This window comes from Candidatus Woesearchaeota archaeon (genome assembly GCA_020854775.1).
Taxonomy (GTDB): domain Archaea; phylum Nanobdellota; class Nanobdellia; order Woesearchaeales; family 21-14-0-10-32-9; genus 21-14-0-10-32-9.
In genome coordinates, this window is record JAHKLZ010000018.1 from 24,579 (window position 1) to 43,787 (window position 19,209).

Annotated in this window: 22 protein-coding genes; 7 read left to right on the plus strand and 15 right to left on the minus strand. The window is 32.9% G+C overall.

Going from position 1 to position 19,209, the window contains the following annotated elements:
- Nucleotides 1-5: 5 nt before the first annotated feature.
- Nucleotides 6-1,295, minus strand: coding sequence for a serine--tRNA ligase (gene serS, locus KO361_03780; protein MCC7574684.1), 1,290 nt, complete (start codon nt 1,293-1,295; stop codon nt 6-8).
- 150 nt (nt 1,296-1,445) lie between these two features.
- On the opposite strand from serS, the gene KO361_03785 reads away from it, so the two are divergent.
- The 3 genes from KO361_03785 to KO361_03795 are packed head-to-tail and all read left to right on the plus strand — an operon-like array spanning nt 1,446 to nt 2,614.
- On the plus strand, nt 1,446-1,781 hold the full coding sequence (locus tag KO361_03785) for a hypothetical protein (GenBank protein ID MCC7574685.1): 336 nt from the start codon (nt 1,446-1,448) through the stop codon (nt 1,779-1,781).
- 15 nt (nt 1,782-1,796) lie between these two features.
- A complete protein-coding gene (locus KO361_03790) occupies nt 1,797-2,207 on the plus strand; it encodes a hypothetical protein (protein ID MCC7574686.1) in 411 nt (136 codons plus the stop codon).
- A gap of 47 nt (nt 2,208-2,254) precedes the next feature.
- Nucleotides 2,255-2,614 (plus strand): hypothetical protein, encoded by a 360-nt coding sequence (locus tag KO361_03795; GenBank protein MCC7574687.1) that lies wholly within the window; start codon nt 2,255-2,257, stop codon nt 2,612-2,614.
- On the opposite strand, the gene KO361_03800 is transcribed toward KO361_03795, so the two are convergent.
- From KO361_03800 to KO361_03830, 7 genes are all read right to left on the minus strand, one after another.
- Nucleotides 2,615-3,580, minus strand: a complete 966-nt coding sequence (locus tag KO361_03800; GenBank protein MCC7574688.1) for a replication factor C small subunit — start codon at nt 3,578-3,580, stop codon at nt 2,615-2,617.
- Nucleotides 3,581-3,654: 74 nt separating this feature from the next.
- On the minus strand, nt 3,655-4,611 hold the full coding sequence (locus KO361_03805) for a hypothetical protein (protein ID MCC7574689.1): 957 nt from the start codon (nt 4,609-4,611) through the stop codon (nt 3,655-3,657).
- Nucleotides 4,612-4,644: 33 nt separating this feature from the next.
- Nucleotides 4,645-5,964 carry a hypothetical protein gene (locus KO361_03810; GenBank protein ID MCC7574690.1) on the minus strand — a complete coding sequence of 440 codons (1,320 nt, stop codon included), beginning with the start codon at nt 5,962-5,964 and terminating at the stop codon, nt 4,645-4,647.
- 65 nt (nt 5,965-6,029) lie between these two features.
- On the minus strand, nt 6,030-7,109 hold the full coding sequence (locus KO361_03815; protein ID MCC7574691.1) for a hypothetical protein: 1,080 nt from the start codon (nt 7,107-7,109) through the stop codon (nt 6,030-6,032).
- On the minus strand, nt 7,106-9,106 hold the full coding sequence (locus tag KO361_03820; GenBank protein ID MCC7574692.1) for a hypothetical protein: 2,001 nt from the start codon (nt 9,104-9,106) through the stop codon (nt 7,106-7,108). The genes KO361_03815 and KO361_03820 overlap by 4 nt, the downstream gene beginning before the upstream one ends.
- 31 nt (nt 9,107-9,137) lie before the next feature.
- Nucleotides 9,138-10,331: a hypothetical protein gene (locus KO361_03825; GenBank protein MCC7574693.1), complete on the minus strand. Its 1,194-nt coding sequence runs from the start codon at nt 10,329-10,331 to the stop codon at nt 9,138-9,140.
- 76 nt (nt 10,332-10,407) lie between these two features.
- Nucleotides 10,408-11,790 (minus strand): UTP--glucose-1-phosphate uridylyltransferase, encoded by a 1,383-nt coding sequence (locus KO361_03830; GenBank protein ID MCC7574694.1) that lies wholly within the window; start codon nt 11,788-11,790, stop codon nt 10,408-10,410.
- Between the two features lie 106 nt (nt 11,791-11,896).
- Here KO361_03830 and KO361_03835 point away from each other — a divergent pair, with 106 nt between their 5' ends.
- Entirely contained in the window at nt 11,897-12,088 is a 192-nt protein-coding gene (locus tag KO361_03835) for a hypothetical protein (protein ID MCC7574695.1), read from the plus strand.
- A 56-nt stretch (nt 12,089-12,144) separates the two neighbouring features.
- Nucleotides 12,145-12,537, plus strand: a complete 393-nt coding sequence (locus KO361_03840) for a Holliday junction resolvase (GenBank protein ID MCC7574696.1) — start codon at nt 12,145-12,147, stop codon at nt 12,535-12,537.
- Here the strand turns inward: KO361_03840 and KO361_03845 are convergent.
- From KO361_03845 to KO361_03865, 5 genes are all read right to left on the minus strand, one after another.
- Nucleotides 12,479-13,156, minus strand: a complete 678-nt coding sequence (locus KO361_03845; GenBank protein MCC7574697.1) for a PD-(D/E)XK nuclease family protein — start codon at nt 13,154-13,156, stop codon at nt 12,479-12,481. The genes KO361_03840 and KO361_03845 overlap by 59 nt on opposite strands.
- Nucleotides 13,157-13,230: 74 nt before the next feature.
- On the minus strand, nt 13,231-13,524 hold the full coding sequence (locus KO361_03850; GenBank protein ID MCC7574698.1) for a hypothetical protein: 294 nt from the start codon (nt 13,522-13,524) through the stop codon (nt 13,231-13,233).
- A 105-nt stretch (nt 13,525-13,629) separates the two neighbouring features.
- Nucleotides 13,630-14,532, minus strand: a complete 903-nt coding sequence (gene htpX / locus KO361_03855; GenBank protein MCC7574699.1) for a zinc metalloprotease HtpX — start codon at nt 14,530-14,532, stop codon at nt 13,630-13,632.
- A gap of 47 nt (nt 14,533-14,579) precedes the next feature.
- A complete protein-coding gene (locus KO361_03860) occupies nt 14,580-15,131 on the minus strand; it encodes a LemA family protein (GenBank protein ID MCC7574700.1) in 552 nt (183 codons plus the stop codon).
- Between the two features lie 31 nt (nt 15,132-15,162).
- Nucleotides 15,163-15,375 (minus strand): histone family protein, encoded by a 213-nt coding sequence (locus KO361_03865; protein ID MCC7574701.1) that lies wholly within the window; start codon nt 15,373-15,375, stop codon nt 15,163-15,165.
- A gap of 200 nt (nt 15,376-15,575) precedes the next feature.
- Here KO361_03865 and KO361_03870 point away from each other — a divergent pair, with 200 nt between their 5' ends.
- Together KO361_03870 and KO361_03875 are read left to right on the plus strand one after the other, a co-directional pair.
- Complete coding sequence (locus KO361_03870) at nt 15,576-16,160, plus strand: Kae1-associated serine/threonine protein kinase (protein ID MCC7574702.1); 585 nt, start codon at nt 15,576-15,578, stop codon at nt 16,158-16,160.
- 12 nt (nt 16,161-16,172) lie between these two features.
- Nucleotides 16,173-17,957, plus strand: a complete 1,785-nt coding sequence (locus tag KO361_03875; protein MCC7574703.1) for a hypothetical protein — start codon at nt 16,173-16,175, stop codon at nt 17,955-17,957.
- A gap of 321 nt (nt 17,958-18,278) precedes the next feature.
- Here the strand turns inward: KO361_03875 and KO361_03880 are convergent, their stop codons facing one another.
- Nucleotides 18,279-18,452: a hypothetical protein gene (locus KO361_03880; GenBank protein ID MCC7574704.1), complete on the minus strand. Its 174-nt coding sequence runs from the start codon at nt 18,450-18,452 to the stop codon at nt 18,279-18,281.
- 224 nt (nt 18,453-18,676) lie between these two features.
- Nucleotides 18,677-19,027 carry a ribonuclease P gene (locus KO361_03885; protein ID MCC7574705.1) on the minus strand — a complete coding sequence of 117 codons (351 nt, stop codon included), beginning with the start codon at nt 19,025-19,027 and terminating at the stop codon, nt 18,677-18,679.
- Between the last annotated feature and the right edge of the window lie 182 nt (nt 19,028-19,209).

Genomic DNA, 19,209 nt, shown 5'->3' on the forward strand with positions numbered 1-19,209 from the left:
TTTGGTTATTTTTTTATTGTTTCTAATTTTGTTTTTCCGTACATGTATGGTTGTAGTGCTTTTGGTATTGTTACGCTTCCATCTTTTTCTTGGTAGTTTTCTAGTATTGCCACCATGATTCTCGAGGTTGCTAGTGCTGTATTATTTAGTGTGTGTAAGTATTCATAAGTGTTGTTTTGTTTTCTGTGCATTTTTATGTTGGCTCTTCTTGCGTGGTAGTCTGTAAAGTTTGAGTTTGATCCGGTTTCTTTGTATTCTTTTTGTCTTGGCATCCATGTTTCTATGTCGTATTTTTTTGCTGCTAAATCTCCTATATCTCCTGTGCATATGTTTACTACGCGGTACGGTAATTCTAGTTTTTCGTATAGTTCTTCAGCATTTTTTTGTATTTCTTCATGATATTTCCATGATTCTTCTGGTTTGCATAATATTATTTGTTCTACTTTGTTGAATTGGTGCGTTCTGAATAATCCTTTAGTATCTATTCCTCTGCTTCCTACTTCTCTTCTGAAGCACATGCTGTATCCTATTAGTTTTATTGGTAGTTCGTCTTCTTGTAGTGTTTCGTCTTTGTATTGTGCTAATAGTGGATGCTCGGAAGTTGCGATTAGGTATGTGTTTTCTCCTTCTATTTTGTACATTACGTTTTCAAAGTCAGCCATGGATACTCCTGTTTCGTATGCTTCTCGGTTCATCATTAGTGGTGGTTCTACGTAGGTGTATCCTTTTTTTATTAGTTCGTCTACTGAGAATCTTATTATTGCTTGGTTTAGTAATGCGAGATCTCCTTTTAGGAAGTAGAATCCGTGGCCCGCTATTTTTGCGCTTCTTTCGAAATCTGCTACGCCTAGGTTCTCTGCTATTTCTTGATGTGGTTTTAGTTCGAAATCTTGTTTTTTTGGTTTGCCTATTTTTTTTAGTTCTACGTTTTCTGTGTCATCTTTTCCGTAGGGAACTGAGTCGTGTAACATGTTAGGTATTGATTTTAAGTAATTATTTAGTTCTTTTTCTAATTCGAGTCTTTTTTCTTCTATTTTTTTTAGTTGTTCAGGTATTTTTTTGGCTTCTTCCAGTATCGGTGTTGGGTCTTTTCCTGTTTTTTTGGCTTCACTTATTAGTTTGCTTGTTTGGTTTCTCTTGCTTCTTATTTGGTCTTCTTCGTGTTTGAGTTCTCGCCATTCTTTATCTAGATTTATTGTTTTTTGTAGAAGTTTTATTTTTTCTGGGTCTTTTCTTCTTTCTAAGTTTTTTTGTACTTCTTCTGGTTTTTCTCTTATTAGTTTTATGTCGAACATTTTGTTAGAGGAGTTTTTTTATTATAAAAATGTTGTTATCTTTTTCAAAACCACTTAAAACTTATTATCACTTGAGAGTGGAAACATTTATATATTTGTTGTTGTTAATCTTTTTTAAATTTTTTAATTAATTTATTAGAGGTAATTTTTATGGATAAAAAAATGGAAGTTTTGAAAAAAGCAGTTATGAGTGTTAATGACGCTAAGCATAGTTATAAAAAAGTTTTGGAAGATACAAGGAGTAAGATTACGACTATTCAATTCATGCTGAACAATGAACGATTTCCTGTTTCTGAGTCCATTGATACTGTTCTTGATGAATTTAAAAATCTTAAGGCTCAGGAAAGAGTATTAATTAGTAATTTGTCTGGTTTAAGTGTTGTTCAATCTGAACTTAAAGATCCTTGTTATTTGAGCTTGGTTGGTAAAGTTACTAGTTCGGCTGTTTCTAATGCTTATGCTTTGAATGGAAATAATTATTTGTAATTAGGTGAATTTTTTATGAATGAAGTTAAACTTGGTTTGATAAGAACAAGTATTTTTAGTGGTTTGTTAGTTGGTTTGATGTATTTAGCTAGTACTTACTTGGTTGGTGATAAGCCTAAGCATCCTGGTATTATTTCTAAGGGTTTGCCTGAGAGTCATTTTGTTTTTGATTATTCTTTGAATAATACTAACGTTGTTACTAGTATTAGTATTGATACCGCTAAATTTAATTATGATAAGTTTGTTAATGATAAAGGTGTTAAAACTTTTTCAGGTCCTGTTTTTTATGAGCAAGTCATTTTTAATAAGGATTTTAATTTTTCTGATTTCAATAAAGGAATTTATGATTCTAAATTAAGAATTGATAGGTTTGGTTCTGTTAGTGTTGCTCCTGATTCTTTAGAGCACGTGTTAAAGAAATTCTAATTTGTTTAATGAAAAAATATAAATAAGACTTGAGCTATTTTTTGTTAATGGTTAAAATTCATGGCTCTGTATGGATGATTCTCGGCGTGTTAATGGCTGTTTATTCTAAGTTTATTCAAAGTAAGATTCAGAAGAGTAGTTTGTCTTTGTTTTTTTGGGTTGGTATTGGTTTCGTTGTTTTTGGAGTTTTTAGGTTGATTATTGATTATGTTTTAAGTGATTCTTCTAAAAAATCTAGAAAAGATAATGATGTTGATTCTGTTTTGGATCGTTTAAAGAAAGAAAAAGATGAAATGTCTAAGAATCATGTTTATTCTAGCAAAGAAATTATTTCTTGTGCTAGGTGCGGTACTAGGCATTATAGTAATAGTAATTTTTGTCATATGTGTGGTTATTCTTTAAAGTGATTATTTTAGCAATATGAACTTTGCGAGTAGTGCTTCTAGTTGTATGTATTCGTCGCTTCCTTCTACCATTCTGAATTCTGCTTCTCCGCATGCTTTTATCATTTCTAGTTTTGATTTGTTGCTTACTTGGGAGTTCCATGCTTCTTTTTGTATTTGTTTTATTATGTCTATGCCTGATAATCCTTGTTTTATCATTGTTTCTAAGAGTAGTTTTCTTGCTTCTTGAAAGTTTTCTTGGAAGCATAATTCTAGTATTTTTCTGATATCTTTTGGTTCTGCGAAGCTCGCTACTGAGTATATGCTTTCTTCATCTATGTTCTTGGTTAGGGATGACGTGCTTTGCATTATGTTTTCTAGTTTTCTACAGTCTCCTCCTGATACTTGGTACAGGGCTTCTTTTGCTGAATCTGTTATTTCTAATCCTTCTTTTTTTGCTATTGCTTCTATGATTTCTATTATTTCTTTTTTTGGTATTGGTTTGAATTTGAATACTGCGCATCTGCTTTGTATGGGGTCTAAGATTTTACTGCTGTAGTTGCATGATAATATGAACCTAGTGGTTTGTGTGTAGTTTTCCATTGTTCTTCTTAGTGCTTGTTGTGCTTCTCTTGTTAGTGCGTCCGATTCGTCTAAGTATATGATTTTGAATGGTGCGTCTCCCAGGGTTTTTGTTCTTGCGAAGTCTTTTACTTTTTGTCTTATCACATCTATTCCTCTTTCATCTGACGCGTTTAGTTCTAAGAAGTTTTCTCTCCATTCTTCTCCAAATAATTGTTTCACTATTACTAGTGCCAGAGTAGTTTTTCCTACTCCTGCTGGGCCTGAGAATAATAGGTGAGGCATATTTTTTGTTTTAACGAAGGATTCTACTCTTTGCACTATGGGTTCTTGTCCTTTTATTTCTTTGAATGTTTGTGGTCTGTATTTCTCTGTCCATATGCTGTATTCGTTTATTTTAATGTCCATGTTTTGAGGGAAAGAAATTGTTTTTATATAGTTTGTTGTTAAAAGAAAAAAAAGAAAAAAAAGTTTTTTTGGGTTTATTCAGGTGTGTATACTACTGTTACTGTTTCGTCTATGTACGTTGAATAGTCGTATCCTAGTGTTATTCTGAATGGTTGCACTCTTGTGTTTCTGTCTGCTAGTGTTATTGTACAAGATACTTCTCTTGGTTCGTTCTTCGTCAAGGTTATGTATCCTGATGAGCTATCTCCTCCTATTAAACCTATGCATCTTACTTCGTCTGTTGTTCCTGTTACTAGTCCTGTTACGCTTACGAATACTCTTTCTTCATCTTGTTGAGCAGTACTACATTCTGTGTTTGTTCTTGAGACTTTTCCTGCTGGATTAAGATCTTTTTGTTGTATTGAGAATGTTATTGTGGATTTATCTCTTCCTTGTGGTGCTTGTCTTATGCTTGTTACTTGTACTGGTGCTCCTGAGTTTGATACTGTTCTTTCACCACTTACTTTACATAAGTCTCCTGCTCTGTCATCGTTGTAATTTTCTTTTACACAAATATCTGTTATTGCTATTGTTTCGTATGTGTAACAAGCTTTTGCTCTAAAAGTAAAAGGTACATTTGCTGGAGCACTTAGTTGATAATTTAATCCTTCAAATACTACAGGTATTGATGGTGATGTTATTATTGATCCGTCCGGACTTTTTCTTACTGCGAATAAGTCATCTTCTGGGTGTGCTATTAAGTCGTTGTTTGTTACTCCGAAAGAACTAGCTGAGAATCCTTCTAGTTTTACGAATACATCTTCTCTTAGAACTTCGTGTTCCCCTCTATTTGTTAGTTCTATTACTACGTCAAAAGGTTCTTGTCCTCCATCTGATACTTTTTCTGGGGGCGCGTTTGTTACAAAGGACATTTCTATTCCTTTTGTTCCACCAACAAATCCTGTTTGTTGATTTGGAGCTTGTCCTTCTTCGCACGCAGTTAATAATAGTAGTGTAACTGCGAGTATTATTAATAGTATTTTTTGTTTCATATTTTTACCTCCTTTAGGGTTTTTTTTGTTTGATTATCTTACTCTTCTAACTGTTATTGGTGGTGCAGGCGCGTGTTTTTCGTATCCGTACCATAGTTCTAGTCTCAGTGGTGTTTCGTATGCGCTTCCTATGTATGCTGAGTCTGCGATGTCGTATCTGCATCTTAGTGTTGCTTCGTTTGTTCTTGGATCTAGTCTCATTCTGAACGTGTTTCCACAATCTAGTAATCTGTCTTCCATTATTGCATATCCTACGTATATCACGTTTTTCATTGAGTCTCTTACCGTTGATGGATAATATGGGCTGCAGTATTCTAAGTATCCTACGTCCCAGACTTCTCCCCCGCCTATATTTCTTATTGTCATTTCTATGAATACGTTGCTTCCTGTGTTTTCTGTTCTTATGTTGGTTACTGCGACTGGTGCTCCTTGTGAGCTTTGTATTTTTTGTGAGTAGTCACTGCATACTTTTTTTTCTGATGAGAATGGATCAGGGTCTATGCATACTTGTGGACTTACATAAGTCGTGTATGCGTAGCACGTTCTTATTTGATAATTTAATGTGTAGTAATCTGTTCCTGCTGGCCAAGGTCCTACCATTTGCATTTGGAATGTTTTATAGTCTGCTTCTCCTCCTGGGAATTGAGGGTTGTTTCCGTGTAAGTAGAATGATGCTCCTCCGAATGATTCAAAGTCTAGTGATGATACTAATAGCATTAGTGATCTTCCAAAATTTAGAAGTCCTAGGTTTGATCCTAGTGAGAATTGTGTTAGTTCTCCATCTCTTAGTTGTAATCTTACATCGTTTATTCCTAAGTCTACCACTCTTTGAAATATTGGTATGTTTTCTGCTAGTGTTCTGAAGTTTACATCTATGTTTGTTCTGTCGCCGTATTTGCTTATTCCTCCTCCTGTGCATCTAGTCATGAAGTTCCATGTTCCTACGTCTTTTATGTCGCCTACGTTGAAGATGTCTAAGTAGCATGCTTGTGATGTTCTTAATCCGTCTACTGGTCTTTTTCCCATTGAGTCTATTCTGAATAAGTCAAATGTTGTTAGGCTTATTCCTGTTAGGAATACTGCGCCGTACGCGTCTGATGCTCCTTTGTTATCTACTCTTAGGTTTACTTCCACCATGTTTCCTTCAGCGGTTCCTGCGTCTAAAGTGTTGTAATAGAAATTTGTTGGTGGTCTATTCATGTAGGTTTCTACTCCTTGTGATCCTACGAAGTATCTGCAGTGGTCTCCTGTGCATGCTGGTGTTCTTCCAGGCATTCCACTGCACGCAGTTATTAGCAGTAAAGACATTATTAGACTTGTTAGTATTATTTTTTTCACGAGCTCTTTTTTCATTTTTATCACGCTTATGTTGTTTAATTTGATACGATTAGTATATAAATATTGCTTTTTGTTTTTTTTTATGATGTTCTTTGTATTCTTATTGGTTTAGTTATTGATTCTCTGTAGTAGTAGTCTAGTTCTATATATAATGGTACTTCTAGGTTTTGTCTTAAGTATCCTGTTTGGTTCGGGTGTAATCTACACGTTATGAAATCTGATGATAGTGCTAGGTTTAATGTGTTTTTTGTTCCGCAATCCATGTCTAGTCCGTCTAGTGTCGCGTTTAGTAATTTTACTTTGTTGTGGTCTCTGTACATGAATGATTCGTCTCTGAATGTACATAAGTTCATTGTTTCTGTGTTTTCTTGTTTTGATATGAATACATCTCCTCTTCCTAAGTTTCTTGCATATATTCTTATTACGGGTTCTACTAGTACTAATGTTCCTGCTCCTGATGTTAGTTCTAGTCCTATTAGTTCTCCTGTTTCGTTAACTACGGGTGCGTGGCTGTCTGTTACTGGTGATTCTATGAATCCCATTGGTAGTATGTCTACTTCTATCTTTGTTATCGCGATGGGTGCTCCTTGGTTTGAATGAATATATGTTTCTCTGTTTCTACATATTGGGTTTTTGTCTACTCCGTATATGTCTGTGTCTAAGCATATTGTTTGTGTTAGGAATGTTTTGTAAGGATAGCAAGCTACTAATTCTATGTTCGTTGTTGGTGTTTCTCTTGTTCCTAGTATTTGTAAAACGTTTAGTCTTGTTAAGGGCAGTAGTAGTCTTTCTCCTGCGGGCCATTCTTGTGATTTTCCTGCTAATTCATTTTTTAGTAGTCCTTCTGGGTTTTGTGATGTGAATAAGTATTCATCTGTTAAGTCTTCTTTGAAGTATATGTCGTCGTATTTTAGGCTCAGTAATAATTCGTTTTCTGGTATGTTGTATGCTCCTTTGTTCCATATTTCTATCATTATGTTTGTGAATGAATTTTCTTGTACTGTGTTTGGTGGTGCATTATTCATGAAGCTTAATTCTATTCCTTGTGTTCCTCTGTACGTGTCTGGTATTTGATGGTTTGTTGCACATCCTTGTATTGTTATTAGTGTTAGTACTAGGAGTATTATTTTCGTTGTTTGTTTTTTTGTTTTTGTTTTCATATGTTTCTCACATCTATGAATTCTCTTCTTGTTAATTTGTAATCGTATGTTGTTGATCCTGCTATTGTTATGTCTCTTTTTCCTGTCGGATCATTTAGTAGTGTTCTTGCTCCTGTTGCCGTTATTTCTGCGTTGCATGAAACTGTTAAGTATTTTCCTGGTAGTTCTTCGCTTACTTTGAATGAGTAAATATCGTATCCGGTTACTTTGTCTTTTGTTTTTTCTAGTTCTGTTCCTGTTATTCCACCAGGCATTATGCATTTTTCTTTTGATATTTGTATTTGTGGTGGAACTCTTATTTGGAACGTGTTTACGCTTATTAGTTCTCCTCTCGCTGTTCCTGTTGGTGGTCTGTCATCTATTGTTATTCCTAGTGGTATGCTGTTTGTTTGATCTGTTTGTGTTGATATTGCTAGTGGTAATTCTAGGTTATCGTTTAGTCCTAGCATGATTGGTCCGTTTGTGTATATTGTTCTTATTCTTGGTTGGATGTTGTATCTTCTTTGTATATCTACGTCATTTAAGTATAGGCTTGATAAGAAGTCTCGGTCCATGAATGATATTGTTATGTATGCCCATGTTTCGAAGTTAAATTCTACTTCGAAGAATACTTCGTATCTTCCTCTTGGTAAATTAGTTGAGTTGAATGAGCATTTTACTCCTCGGTAGTCTTCTCTGTATACATTTATTAGTTTTGGTGGATCCGTTGTTCCGTATGCTACGAATTCTCCTCTTGCATCTTTTGCGTAGCAACTCGTTGTTAGGTTTATTTCATCTACGAAGCTTCTCATTCTTAGTGTTGCGAATAGTTCTACTGGTTGTCCTTCGTAGTATGTTCCCATTGTTCTTAGTTCTGTTATGAATACTCCTGTTAGTTCTTTGTTTTGTTCTACTTGTCCTGTGTAGTATTCTCCTAGTGAATCATTTCTTAGTTGAGTGTATGTATTGTTTAGCTGTGTGCCTATTCCTTTTATTGCGTTTAGTACACTTTCGAAGGGTGTTGATATTATTTTTATGGCTCCGCTTATAGCTATTCTAGTATCAAATCCTGATCCTGTTATTCCTGCTTGTTCTGATCCTAGTGTTGCTAGGTTTATCATTAGTGACATTAGTGAGAATGTTATTATTATGAATAATAGAACTGTTAGTCCTCTTACCCATCCTGATGGTTTTAATATTCCGTCTTTGAATCTGTCCCATCTCGTGGCTCCGTTTAATGAATAATCTATTCCTGATAAGTATAATAAGTATAATGCGTATATTGGTAGCATTAGTGAGAATCCTGCTATTATTTCTGTTACTTCTGGTGATACTCCTAGTAATCTTACTGTGTAGTCTAGTAGTGGGATTATGAATAGTACTACTGCTGCTGGTTTAAAGAATTTGAAGAATGCGTGAAAGAAATGGCTTAGTTGTCCTACTAGTATTGATGTTAGTATTAATAGTATGAAGTATATTGTTATTCTTCCTTGTATGGCTCCTGAGTCTATTGATAGTCCTGTTAGTGTCCAATCGATTATGTGAGCTATTAATGCGAGTAGCATTATTATTTCTGCTAGGAATCTGTCTTGAGGCATAGGTACGTTCTTTGATGATAATACATTACCTATTTTTTTGAATAGTGTTTTTCCTCCTCTGAGTATTCCTCGTCCTAAGTTTTTTGTGCCTCTTGCTGTTTTTCTTAGTCCTTGTCCTATGTTTCTTCCAGGAATAGTTGTTCCTTCTCCTATGTCTTCATAATTATTTTCTGGTTCCTCAGTTGTTTCTGATTCTTCATTTTTTTCTTCGTGTTCTTTTATTCTGTGATAATTATTAGTTCTTACAAAAAAAGTTGTTTTTTTTCCATTACTTTGTATGTATAGTAATTGTACTCCTTCAGGGTCGCTCATAGGTTGTACTACTTCGCAAGTTATTACGTCAGAACCATCAGCTTTTGTATAATCTACTTTATCTCCTTTTTTGTATGTTTTTCCGTTTATTTCTATTTCGTCGCTCATTTTTTCTTTAGAGAATAGTTTGTTTTATTTTTTATTTTTCTCTTATTCTAATTCTTATCTCTGTTATTGTTAGTTCGCTTTTAGGATTTATTTGTATCGAGTTAGTTCCTGGTTGTAAGAAGAACTGCATGCTTCTTGTTTCTCTTAGTCTCGCTGTGTTGAAGCTTATTGGTTTTCCGTTTATTGTTAGTTCGAATCTTTTTTGGTTATTGTTTGGAAAAGTTATATCTAGCATTGTTTCGTAATTATTTTTTAGTTCGTATTCGTCATTTACGAAGTTGAAGTATTTGTCTTGTACTTCGAAGTAATATGTTAATGTGTATGGTTTTTCTAGTGAGTTTTGTATTATTGCTCTGTCTATGAGTACTCGTCCTTCTTCTATTTGAAATGTTATATCATTTATTCCTTCGTACAAGTAGTTTATTGGTATTTGTATTGTGTTGAATACTTCGCAATCTGGTATTCCTGAGAATATTTCAAAGTTATTTATGTGTACTCTTAAGTTCTTGGTTGTTTCTGGTTTACATGCTGGTAAGTATCTTATGTTTGATGCTTTTAGTTCGTTTGCTTCTTTTGTTGCTATGTTGAATACTTGTGTTGCTTTGCTTCTTGTTAGGTCCGTTATGTCTCCGTACAAGTTTATGTCTTTTATTGTGTAATGATTGTATCTCCAGAAGGCTGCTCCTGGTCCTGATACTTGGAATTGTAATGTGTTTTCTTGTCTTAACAGTGATGGTGCTATGTTTATTGGTGGTGAGTTTCCTGGTCTTATTGGCGCGTTATATATTGTTTCTCCGTTTAAGTGTATTATTAGTGAGCCTGATGATTGTTCTACGTTAAAATTTAGTAATATGTTGTTAGTTGTTTCTGGGTTTATTTTGAATGTTATTGTGTCTGTTATTTTTTCGAACGCGGAATTTTTTAAGTACATTGAGTTCTTTGTGTGTATTAGTTCTCCTTTCACTTCCGCGTTTAAATTAAATGGTGAGAATTCGTGTATTATTTCTGTTTCTGGAGAATATTTGACTTGTCCTGGTACTGCTCTTATTAGTGTTGTTGATCCTGGGAATAATGGGTCTTCCCCGTTAGTTGTTGTTTCATCATTCAATAGTTTTTCTCTTTCTTCAGGGGATATGGATAGTACGAATAGTACTAGTAGCCCTGTTATTATTATTACTAGAATTGCAGCATGATTTCCTGCTTGAGCTTTTGTTTTTTTTATCATATGGATTCTCACATTGTTTAAACGTGAATATTCCTATATAAACGTTTTGTTTTTTTTGTTCGTGGTTTATTCTCGATTATTTGTTTTGTTGTGTTATCACTTCGTTATCTTTTATGTTGTGGTTTTGTTCCGTTATGGTTATTTTTCCTTTGAATGTGACGTTTCTTCCTATTTTTCCATCTTTAGCGTCCCATTTTAGTTCTTCTAATTCTTCGAAATTGGTTGTTTCTCCTCCGTCTGCTATTTTTTGTTCAAAGTCTTCTAGGTTTTTTAGGAATGTTTCTGGTATTTTCATGATTGGTTTTTTTTCTTTTATTTGGTGTACTGCTGATGTTTCTTCTTGTAATTTCATGAAGTTACTTCTTAGTAACCATAGGTCTGATAAGTATTTTATTGGTAGAAATCTTTGTTGTCTTTTTACTTCTATTAGTTTTGAGGGTTTTATTCCGAATATTAGTCCTATTGCTGCTTCGAATCCTATCATTTCTTTTTCGTCTATTTTTTTCTTGTTTATGAACGTAGGTATTTGGTTGTTTATTTCTTCGTAGTAATCTAATATTTTTGTGTCTAAGTATATTAGGTTAGTGTTGAAGTATTTGTTCGTGTTTGTATCGTTAAATTGTTCTTCGTATTCTTTTGGTACCATTGGTCCTTCTAATAGTCTTAGTTTGTTTGATATTCTTGCGAATGTTCCTCCTTTGTCATTTGGTTCTTTTCTTGATATTTCTGGTGTGAATAAGGATTCTTCTTTTAAGTGTATTCCTAACAGTAAAGGATTTATTGTTGCTCCTAAGTTATCTATGTTGTTTATGAATATTGTTTGTATTCCTTTTTGTTTTAGTTCTTGTTTTATTTCTTTTAGTAACGTGAAAGCGTCATAGTGTCCGCCTGGTGCGTAGCTTATTTCTCCGTTTTTTTGTTTTGCTACGTTTAGTTCTTTTCTTGTTTTGTTTTCTTGTTCTTCGAATCTTATTGTTACTGGTTGTATTATTTTTATTAAGTCTATGTTTTGTAATCTGTTTTCTTTTTCTAAGAATTCTGTTATTGATTTGTCTGTTTCTTCATTAGTCATTATTATGACTGGTATTTTACAATCATATTTTTTTTGCGTTTTTCTTATGTGATCTAATTTTATTTCTAAGAATGTCTTGTTTTGTTTTGCATTTAGTATTGCTTTTGAGCATCCTCCCATCGAGGTAGATATTCCTCCTGCCATTACGAAGTAAGCGTACTTTGATTCTTTTAGGTGTTGTATTCCTTTTTTTTCTATTTCTTTTTTTTTGTTTTCAATAATGAGTCGTGGTTTTATTATGTCTTCTTCTTTTAATGGTTGTATGTTTTTTGCTTCATATTTTGTGATTAGTGTTCCTTCTTCGTATTTTTTTGCGTTTTGTATTGCTCTTTGTGTTACCCATTCTGGTTGTGTTAGTAGTGCTTTTTTTATTTCTTCTATGTTCAAAGTATCACCTTTGTTTATTTATTTAGATTAAATTATTTAAAATTAACTAATGTTTTTTTATCGAAAAGCATTTAAATTCTTTGAGTGTTGTTTGTGGTTCTTTTTTTTGATTGCTGAATTAGTAATTTTGTTTTTGTTTTTAATTGAGTATATATTAAGGATTTATTCTGCTAGGAATAGGAAGAAGTATGTTTTTAGTTTTTATGTCGTCATTGCTGTTCCTACAGGTATCATTGTTTCTGATTATGGTGATGTTTTTAGAAAAACTAAAGATGATGTTGTTTCTAGTGATAAATAAAACTTGATTTTTTTTTTAAGAATAGTTTTATATATTTTGTTTGTTTTTGTTTTTTTATGTCTTTGAAAAGTAAGGGTATTAATGCTGAGCGTGATTTGGTTCATAAGTTTTGGGAGTTTGGTTGGGCTTGTATAAGGGTTGCTGGTAGTGGTAGTTCTAAGTATCCTAGTCCTGATTTGCTTGCTGGTAATAATCTTCGTAAATTCGCTATTGAGACTAAGACTACTTCTGGTACTAATCAGTATTTTTCTAAGAAGGAGATTATTGAGTTGAAGGATTTCGCAGGTAGGTTCGGCGCTGAGTCTTGGGTCGCGATTAAGTTTAAGGGTTGTAGTTGGTTTTTTCTTAGTTTGGAAGATTTGGTTGAGACAGGTAAGGGTTTTTCTGCTTCTAAGTCTTTATGTGAGCGTCGTGGGTTGTTGTTTGAAGAATTAACTCGTGGTTTTTGATTATTTCATTTAATATTATTTTTGATGGGTCAAATGTGTATGTGTTTTTGTCATCAAAGTATCCGCACATGAATTCTGTTAGTGGTATTCCTGATCTTTTGCTTAGCATTAATGCGTAGAAATATGTTTGTGTTGTTGCGTATTTTTCTCTGTGTGCGTTTGGTTTGTAGTCCCATATCCATATCTTGTTGTTTTCTATTCTTATTATGTCTATGTGTCCTGTTAGTGGTTTTTCTTCTTTGAATATTGTTTTATATTCTTCTATTTCTTCAGGGAGTAACCATATAGGTGTTTCTATTGCTATTGTTTTTTGGTCGTAGGATAGCATGAACATTTGTACGTTACTGTGTGCGTCTTGGTAGTAATTGCTGTCCAGTCCCATTCTTGCTAGTAGTGTTACTTCGTGTTGTATTCGTGGTGGTTTTTCTTTTAGTACTGAGAATTTTAGTATTGAGCTTCTTGGTCCTTCTAAGAAGTATTTGTTTGGGCAATTAGTGAAACTAGTCATTATGTATTTTTTTAGTTCCGCATATTTTTTTTCGCATAGTTGTTCTAATTTGTGTTTGTGTATTCTGTAGTGGTATCTTACTCCGTGTGGGAGTGACGCGCTTATTATCATGTTTTTTTAGAAATTGTGTTTGTTTAAAAAAATTGTTGTTATAAAAAAATAAAAAAATAAAAAAGATTAAGGATTTATTTTCTTTTTTTCTTTACTGTTTTCTTTTTCGTTGTTTTTTTCTTCGTCGCTGGTTTCTTTACTGCTTTTTTTAGTCCTTTAACTTCGTTTAGTAGTGTTTCTATTTTTATTTCTTCTTGTTCTATTTTGTTTTCTTCTGCTAGGACTCTTGTTACTAATGATTCTATGTGCATGTCTATTCTTGCTATTCTTCTTTCCATTAGTACTAATACTCTTAAACTATATACTATTGCGAATAGTGTTCCTAGTATTATTGCCAATATTACAACTTCTAATCCATGGGTTGCCATTTTGTTTTTTCACCTCTCCTTTGCGAAACATAAATTTTTTTTTAATTTATTTTTTTTTACTTATTGTTTCTAATTTGTTTGATATATATTTAAATGTTTCTTTAATTACATTGCTCTTAGTCTTTTTATTCTTTCTTCTGTTGGTGGATGAGTGCTAAATAGTTTAGTCATCATTCCTGTTTTTTTCTTTGATGGATTGCTTATGTATAAGTGTGCCATCGCGTTGTTTTGGCTTTTTAGTACCGCGGTATCTTTTGATATTTTTTCTAGTGCGCTTGCTAGTCCTTCTGGGTATCTTGTTAGGATTGCGCCTCCTGCGTCTGCTGAGTATTCTCTTTTTCTGCTTATTGATAGTTGTATTAGTTTTCCTATTATTGGCGATAGTATTGCTAGTGCTATTCCTATTAGTATGAATATTAGTTGTGCGTTTCCTTTGTCTGATCTGTTTCTTCCTCCACCCCATAGGAATGTTCTTAGTAAGAAATCGCTTAGTAGCACTATTACTCCTACCATTACTGCTGCTATCATCATTGATCTTATGTCATAGTTTTTTATGTGTGACATTTCGTGTGCTATTACTCCTTCTAGTTCTTGTCTGTTTAGTTTTTGTAATAATCCCCTAGTTACTATGATTGCTGAATTTTCTGGGTTTCTTCCTGTTGCGAAAGCGTTTGGTGCTGAGTCTTCTATTATGTATGCTTTCGGGGTTGGTATTCCTGCTGCGAGTGCTAATCCTTCTACTGTGTGGTATAAGTAAGGTTCTTCTTTTTTTGTTACTTCTTTTGCGTTCGCGAAGGATACTAGCATTTTTCTTCCTGAGTAGTATGCTATTACTGAATAAGTTATTCCGAATATTGTTGCTATTATTAATCCGAAGTATATGTTTCCCCAGACTAGTCCTATTATTGCTCCTAGTCCTATTATTATTGTTAGAAATACTATGAATAAGATTATTGATTTTATGTTGTTGTTTCTTATCTCGTCAAAGTTCACTAGTTTTTTTTTCATTTTTTATGCACCTTTTTTTGTTAAAGAAAATAATAAAAAAAAGGTTTTTAGAATTTTACTTTTACGTTTTTCTTTTCTTGTTCTGTTGCTTTAAACATTTGTTCTTGTTTAAAGTTTAGCATGTTGGCGAAAACGTTGTTTGGAAATAATTCTATTTTTGTGTTGAATCTCATTACCATGTCGTTGAAGTGTTGTCTTGAGTATGCTATTTTGTTTTCTGTTCCTGTTAGTTCTTCTTGTAGTTGTAAGAAGTTTTCGTTTGCTTTTAGTTGTGGGTAGTTTTCTGCTACTGCGAATAATGATTTTAACGTGTTGCTTAGTTGGTTTGATGCTTCTGCTTTTTTTTCTGGGCCTGTTGCTTTCATTACTGATGTTCTTGCTTTTGTTACGTTTTCGAAGACTGTTTTTTCGTGTTTTGCGTATCCTTTTACTGTTTCTATTAAGTTAGGGATTAAGTCGTTTCTTCTTTTTAGTTGAACGTCTATTTGTGCCCACGCGTTTTTGACTTGGTTTTTTAGTCTTATTAGTGAGTTGTAGATGCTCCAAATCATTAGTATTATTAGTACTGCTATTCCTAGTATTATCCATGCTGTTGCCATTTTATTTTTCCTCCTTTATTTTTTATTTTTTTTAGAGTTTTGTTGCGAGTTTTATGTCTTCTGCTTTAACTGTTTTTCTTCCTGCGTGTATTGCGTATTTTGATGCGCTTTCTCCTATTCTTAGAGCGTATTCTTCTAGTGAATCTTTGAGGGCTTGTTTCGCTGATTCTGATACCCTTGTTGCTCCTGCATCTTTTAGAAGTCTTTCCATTGCTGCTAATGGTATTCCTTTTTTATTTGCCATTTTTTACCCCTCCTTTTACGCGTTTCATGTTTTTATTTAGTTATTGTTACTTTTATTGGTAGTTAAGCTTTTATTATAAATGTTTTGGAGAAAAAAGGGTTTTAATAGGGTTTTTTTATTTTTTTGTGTCTTTTTTGTTATTTTTTATTTTTTTATTTTTTTCAAAAGAGTTATTAAATAGTTGTTTTTTCTTTTTGTGTATGGTTAAATTAATTGGTAAGGGTGCGGAGGCTGATTTGTTGTTGGATAACGATGTTTTGAGAAAAGTTAGGTCTTTTAAGAGTTATAGGCTTAGGGAGTTGGATGATAGTATTCGTAAGAGTAGGACTCGTTCTGAGTCTAAGATTTTACAGAAGGTTGGTGATATTGGTCCTGGTTTTCTTGGTGGTGATGATATTCAGGAGATTAGGATGAATTTTATTCAGGGTGATTTGGTTAAGAATATTTTAGATAGTAATGTTTCTTTGGCTAAGGAGATTGGTTTAAAAGTTGGTTTGTTGCATGATTTGAATGTTGTTCATGGCGATTTGACTACTAGTAATATGATTCTTTCTCCTCAAGGTTTGAAGATTATTGATTTTGGTTTAAGTTTTATTTCTGATAAAGTTGAGGATAAAGCTGTTGATTTGCATTTGTTTCGTGAGGCTGTGGAGAGTAAGCATTTTTCTAGAGAAGATGAAATTTGGAGTGCTTTTCTTGAGGGTTATAGTCCTAGTAATAGGGATTTTGTGCTTAAGAGATTGAATGTTGTTGAATCTCGTGGTAGGAATAAATTAAAGTATTAAGGGTGTTAATTTATGAGGGTTATGTTTGTTTTGTTGTTTTTTGTTTTGTTGTCTTCTTTTGTTTTTGGTGCTGAGGGCGAGATTACTTTGGTTACTATTGGCGAGTCTTCTTCTGGTTCTGTTGTTGGTGGTACTGCTGATCTTTTTTTGGTTGTGAAATCTGGTTCAGGTAGGATTTTTATTGATTCTTTTCCTTTTACTAGGGAGGATACTCAGGTTTCTATTCGTTTTGCCAGGGATGTTGCTTGTAATTTTTTAGAGGTTGATTGTTCTAGGTTGGATTTTTTTTATACTATTAATATTGGTTCTTCTTCTGTTGGCGGTCCTAGTGCTGGTGCTGCGATTGCTGTTCTTACTATTGGTGTTTTGAATAATGATGTTCTTGATGATGGTGTTGTTATTACTGGCACTATTAATTCTGGAGGTATTATTGGTCCTGTTTCTGGGTTGGAGGGTAAGGCTGTTGCTGCTAGGGATGCTGGTTTTAGTAAGATTTTGGTTCCTAGGAATAGTGTTTTGGTTAATAAGACGCTTAGTGGTTTGAATGATTCTATTAGTGGTTCTGATAATGTTACTGTTTTTTATGCTGATTCTCTTGTTGTTTCTGGTATTGATATTGTTCCTGTTTCTACTTTGGAAGAGGCTTTGTTTGAGTTTACGGGTGTAGTTTATCCTGATTTTTCTTATGACGTGGTTGTTTCTGATCAGTATCAGTTCATTATGGAGAGGGTTGCTTCTCAGTTGTGTAATCGTAGTTTTGATATTATTGATTTGGTTTCTGATGATGTTAAGTTAAGTCATGAATCTGAGTTTGAGGATGCTTTGGATTATGTTTCTTTGGGTGTTAATGCTAGTGAGTCTTTTGATTTTTATAGTGCTGCGAGTTTTTGTTTTTCTGCTAATTCTATTTTGAGGTCTTTAGAGTTTGAGTCTTATGATTTTGATATTTTGGTTGGTTTTGCTGATGATTTGGTTGTTAGTATTGATAATTCTCTTGATGAGTTGAATGCTCGTAAGTTGAGGACTTTGTCTGATTTGGAAACTTATATTATTGTTAAGGAGCGTTTGTTGGAGGCTAAGTCTTTGCTTGAGGAGGATTCTTTTGTTGAGAATCTTGGTTATATTGTTGAGCGTCGTTATAGTGCTATTGCGTGGTCTTCTTTTTTTGATTTTGTTGGTAAGGATGTTGTTTTGGATGATAATTATTTGTCTGATGCTTGTATTGCTAAGATTTCTGAGGCTGATGAGCGTTTGAGTTATATTGATTTTTTGATTGGGTCTGTTTTTGATAGGTCTGAGTTGGATGAGGCTAGGTTTTTTTTTGATAGTGGCGATTTTGCTTTTTGTATTTTTAGGGCTTCTAAGGTTAAGGCTGATGCTAATGCTATTATTTTGTCTATGTATTTGAGTAGAGATAGGGTTGGTGAGCTTATTGATGATCAGTTGGCTTTTGCTAGGATGCAGATTAATAAGCAAGGGGATGATTTTCCCATTCTTGGTTATAGTTATTATAATTATGCTTCTACTCTTAGGGATTCTAGGCCTCAGTTGAGTATGATTTTTGCTGAGTATGCTTCTGAGTTTAGTAATCTTGGGATGTATTTTCCTTCTGAGCGTAGGGTTCCTTGGCGTTTGATTATTGGTTCTTATGAGGTTTTTTTGTTGGGTGTTTTGGTTGGTTTTTTTGTTTTTTTTAGTTTTTTGTTGGGTTTGATTTTGTTTTTTAGGTTTCGTAGTTCTAAAGTTATTAAGAAACACGTTGTGAAGCGTAGGAAATTTAAGGGTTCTAAGAAGTAGTTTTTTTTTGGGTGATTTTAAACCCAGGAAGACCAAAGAACTTGCGTACGACGGTCTCCCCGGGAAAAAGAGGTGAGTTTTATTTGTTATTTTTTTTCTGATTTAGATTATTATGTTTTTTTGAACGCTCTTTTTTATTTGTTTCTACTTTAGAAGAGTTATAAAACTATTTAAATTTTTCTGTTCTGTAACTATTATTTAATAGATACACATTCTTGCATTTGTGGTTTTATAATGTGCCGTGTTAAATAAATATCGTGTTTCTTATTTTCTTTAATTGTTGAATTAGAATTTGTGGGTGAAGGAGTACGAAGTTTTTTTTTAGAATTCTTCTTCGTACTGTTCTTCTGCTTCGTCTAAAAAAAGTTCATCCATTTCCCATTTACTTAGTTTTTTTTGGTTTAGGATGTTCATTTTTGGTTTTCTTATGGTTTCGCCTCTTATTTTTTCTAGTTGGCGTTCATCTTCTAAGTTGTCTATTTCTATGTTTTCCATTTTTTTACCTCCTTTTGTTTTTTTGTTATTATTGATGTTTATTCACACATATATAAATGTTTTGGTTTTTTTACTACTTTGCAGTAAAAAATGTAGTGTTTTTTATAAGTACTCAATAACCCCCTTTAAGCAACCCTTGGACAAATAATATAACATTAAGAATTTATAAATTTTGTTGAAAATATTAAACATGTTTTTTTAGACGAGAAAAAACAATTTTGTCGTCATTTATATTTATATCTGGAAATGTGTTTACAATTTAAACAAAGAATCTTTATTTTTCCATCTGAAACCCTTATTCTTGACGTTTTAGCAGGCGTTAAATAAGTTCCACAATTTTTACAATATTGTTGTTTTTGTTCTTTTGAAAAAGAAACTTTGTATTTTAAAGCTATTTTTCTTGCCAATTTAACACAATTATCAGCATATTCTTGTTTTACACTTAAAAATTTATTTGCTTGGTCAAATAATTCTCTTATTCTTTTTTCTGCTTGTATTTGAAAAGATTTCTTTTTAGATCTGTTACTTCTAAGAATTTTAGTACTTTTAGTACTTTTTTGGTTTTTTTCTGACATTTACTTCTTTTAGAATTTTTAAATTATTTAAAAATGACGATTTAATTTTTTAAAAATTAATACAACCAAAAAAAGCTATAAAACCAATAAGTATTATATTTTAAACATCATACAACCAAAAAAAATTGTACAACCTATTTTTATTGTATTTTTATTTTTTTTAGAAGGTTTAATATAGAAAA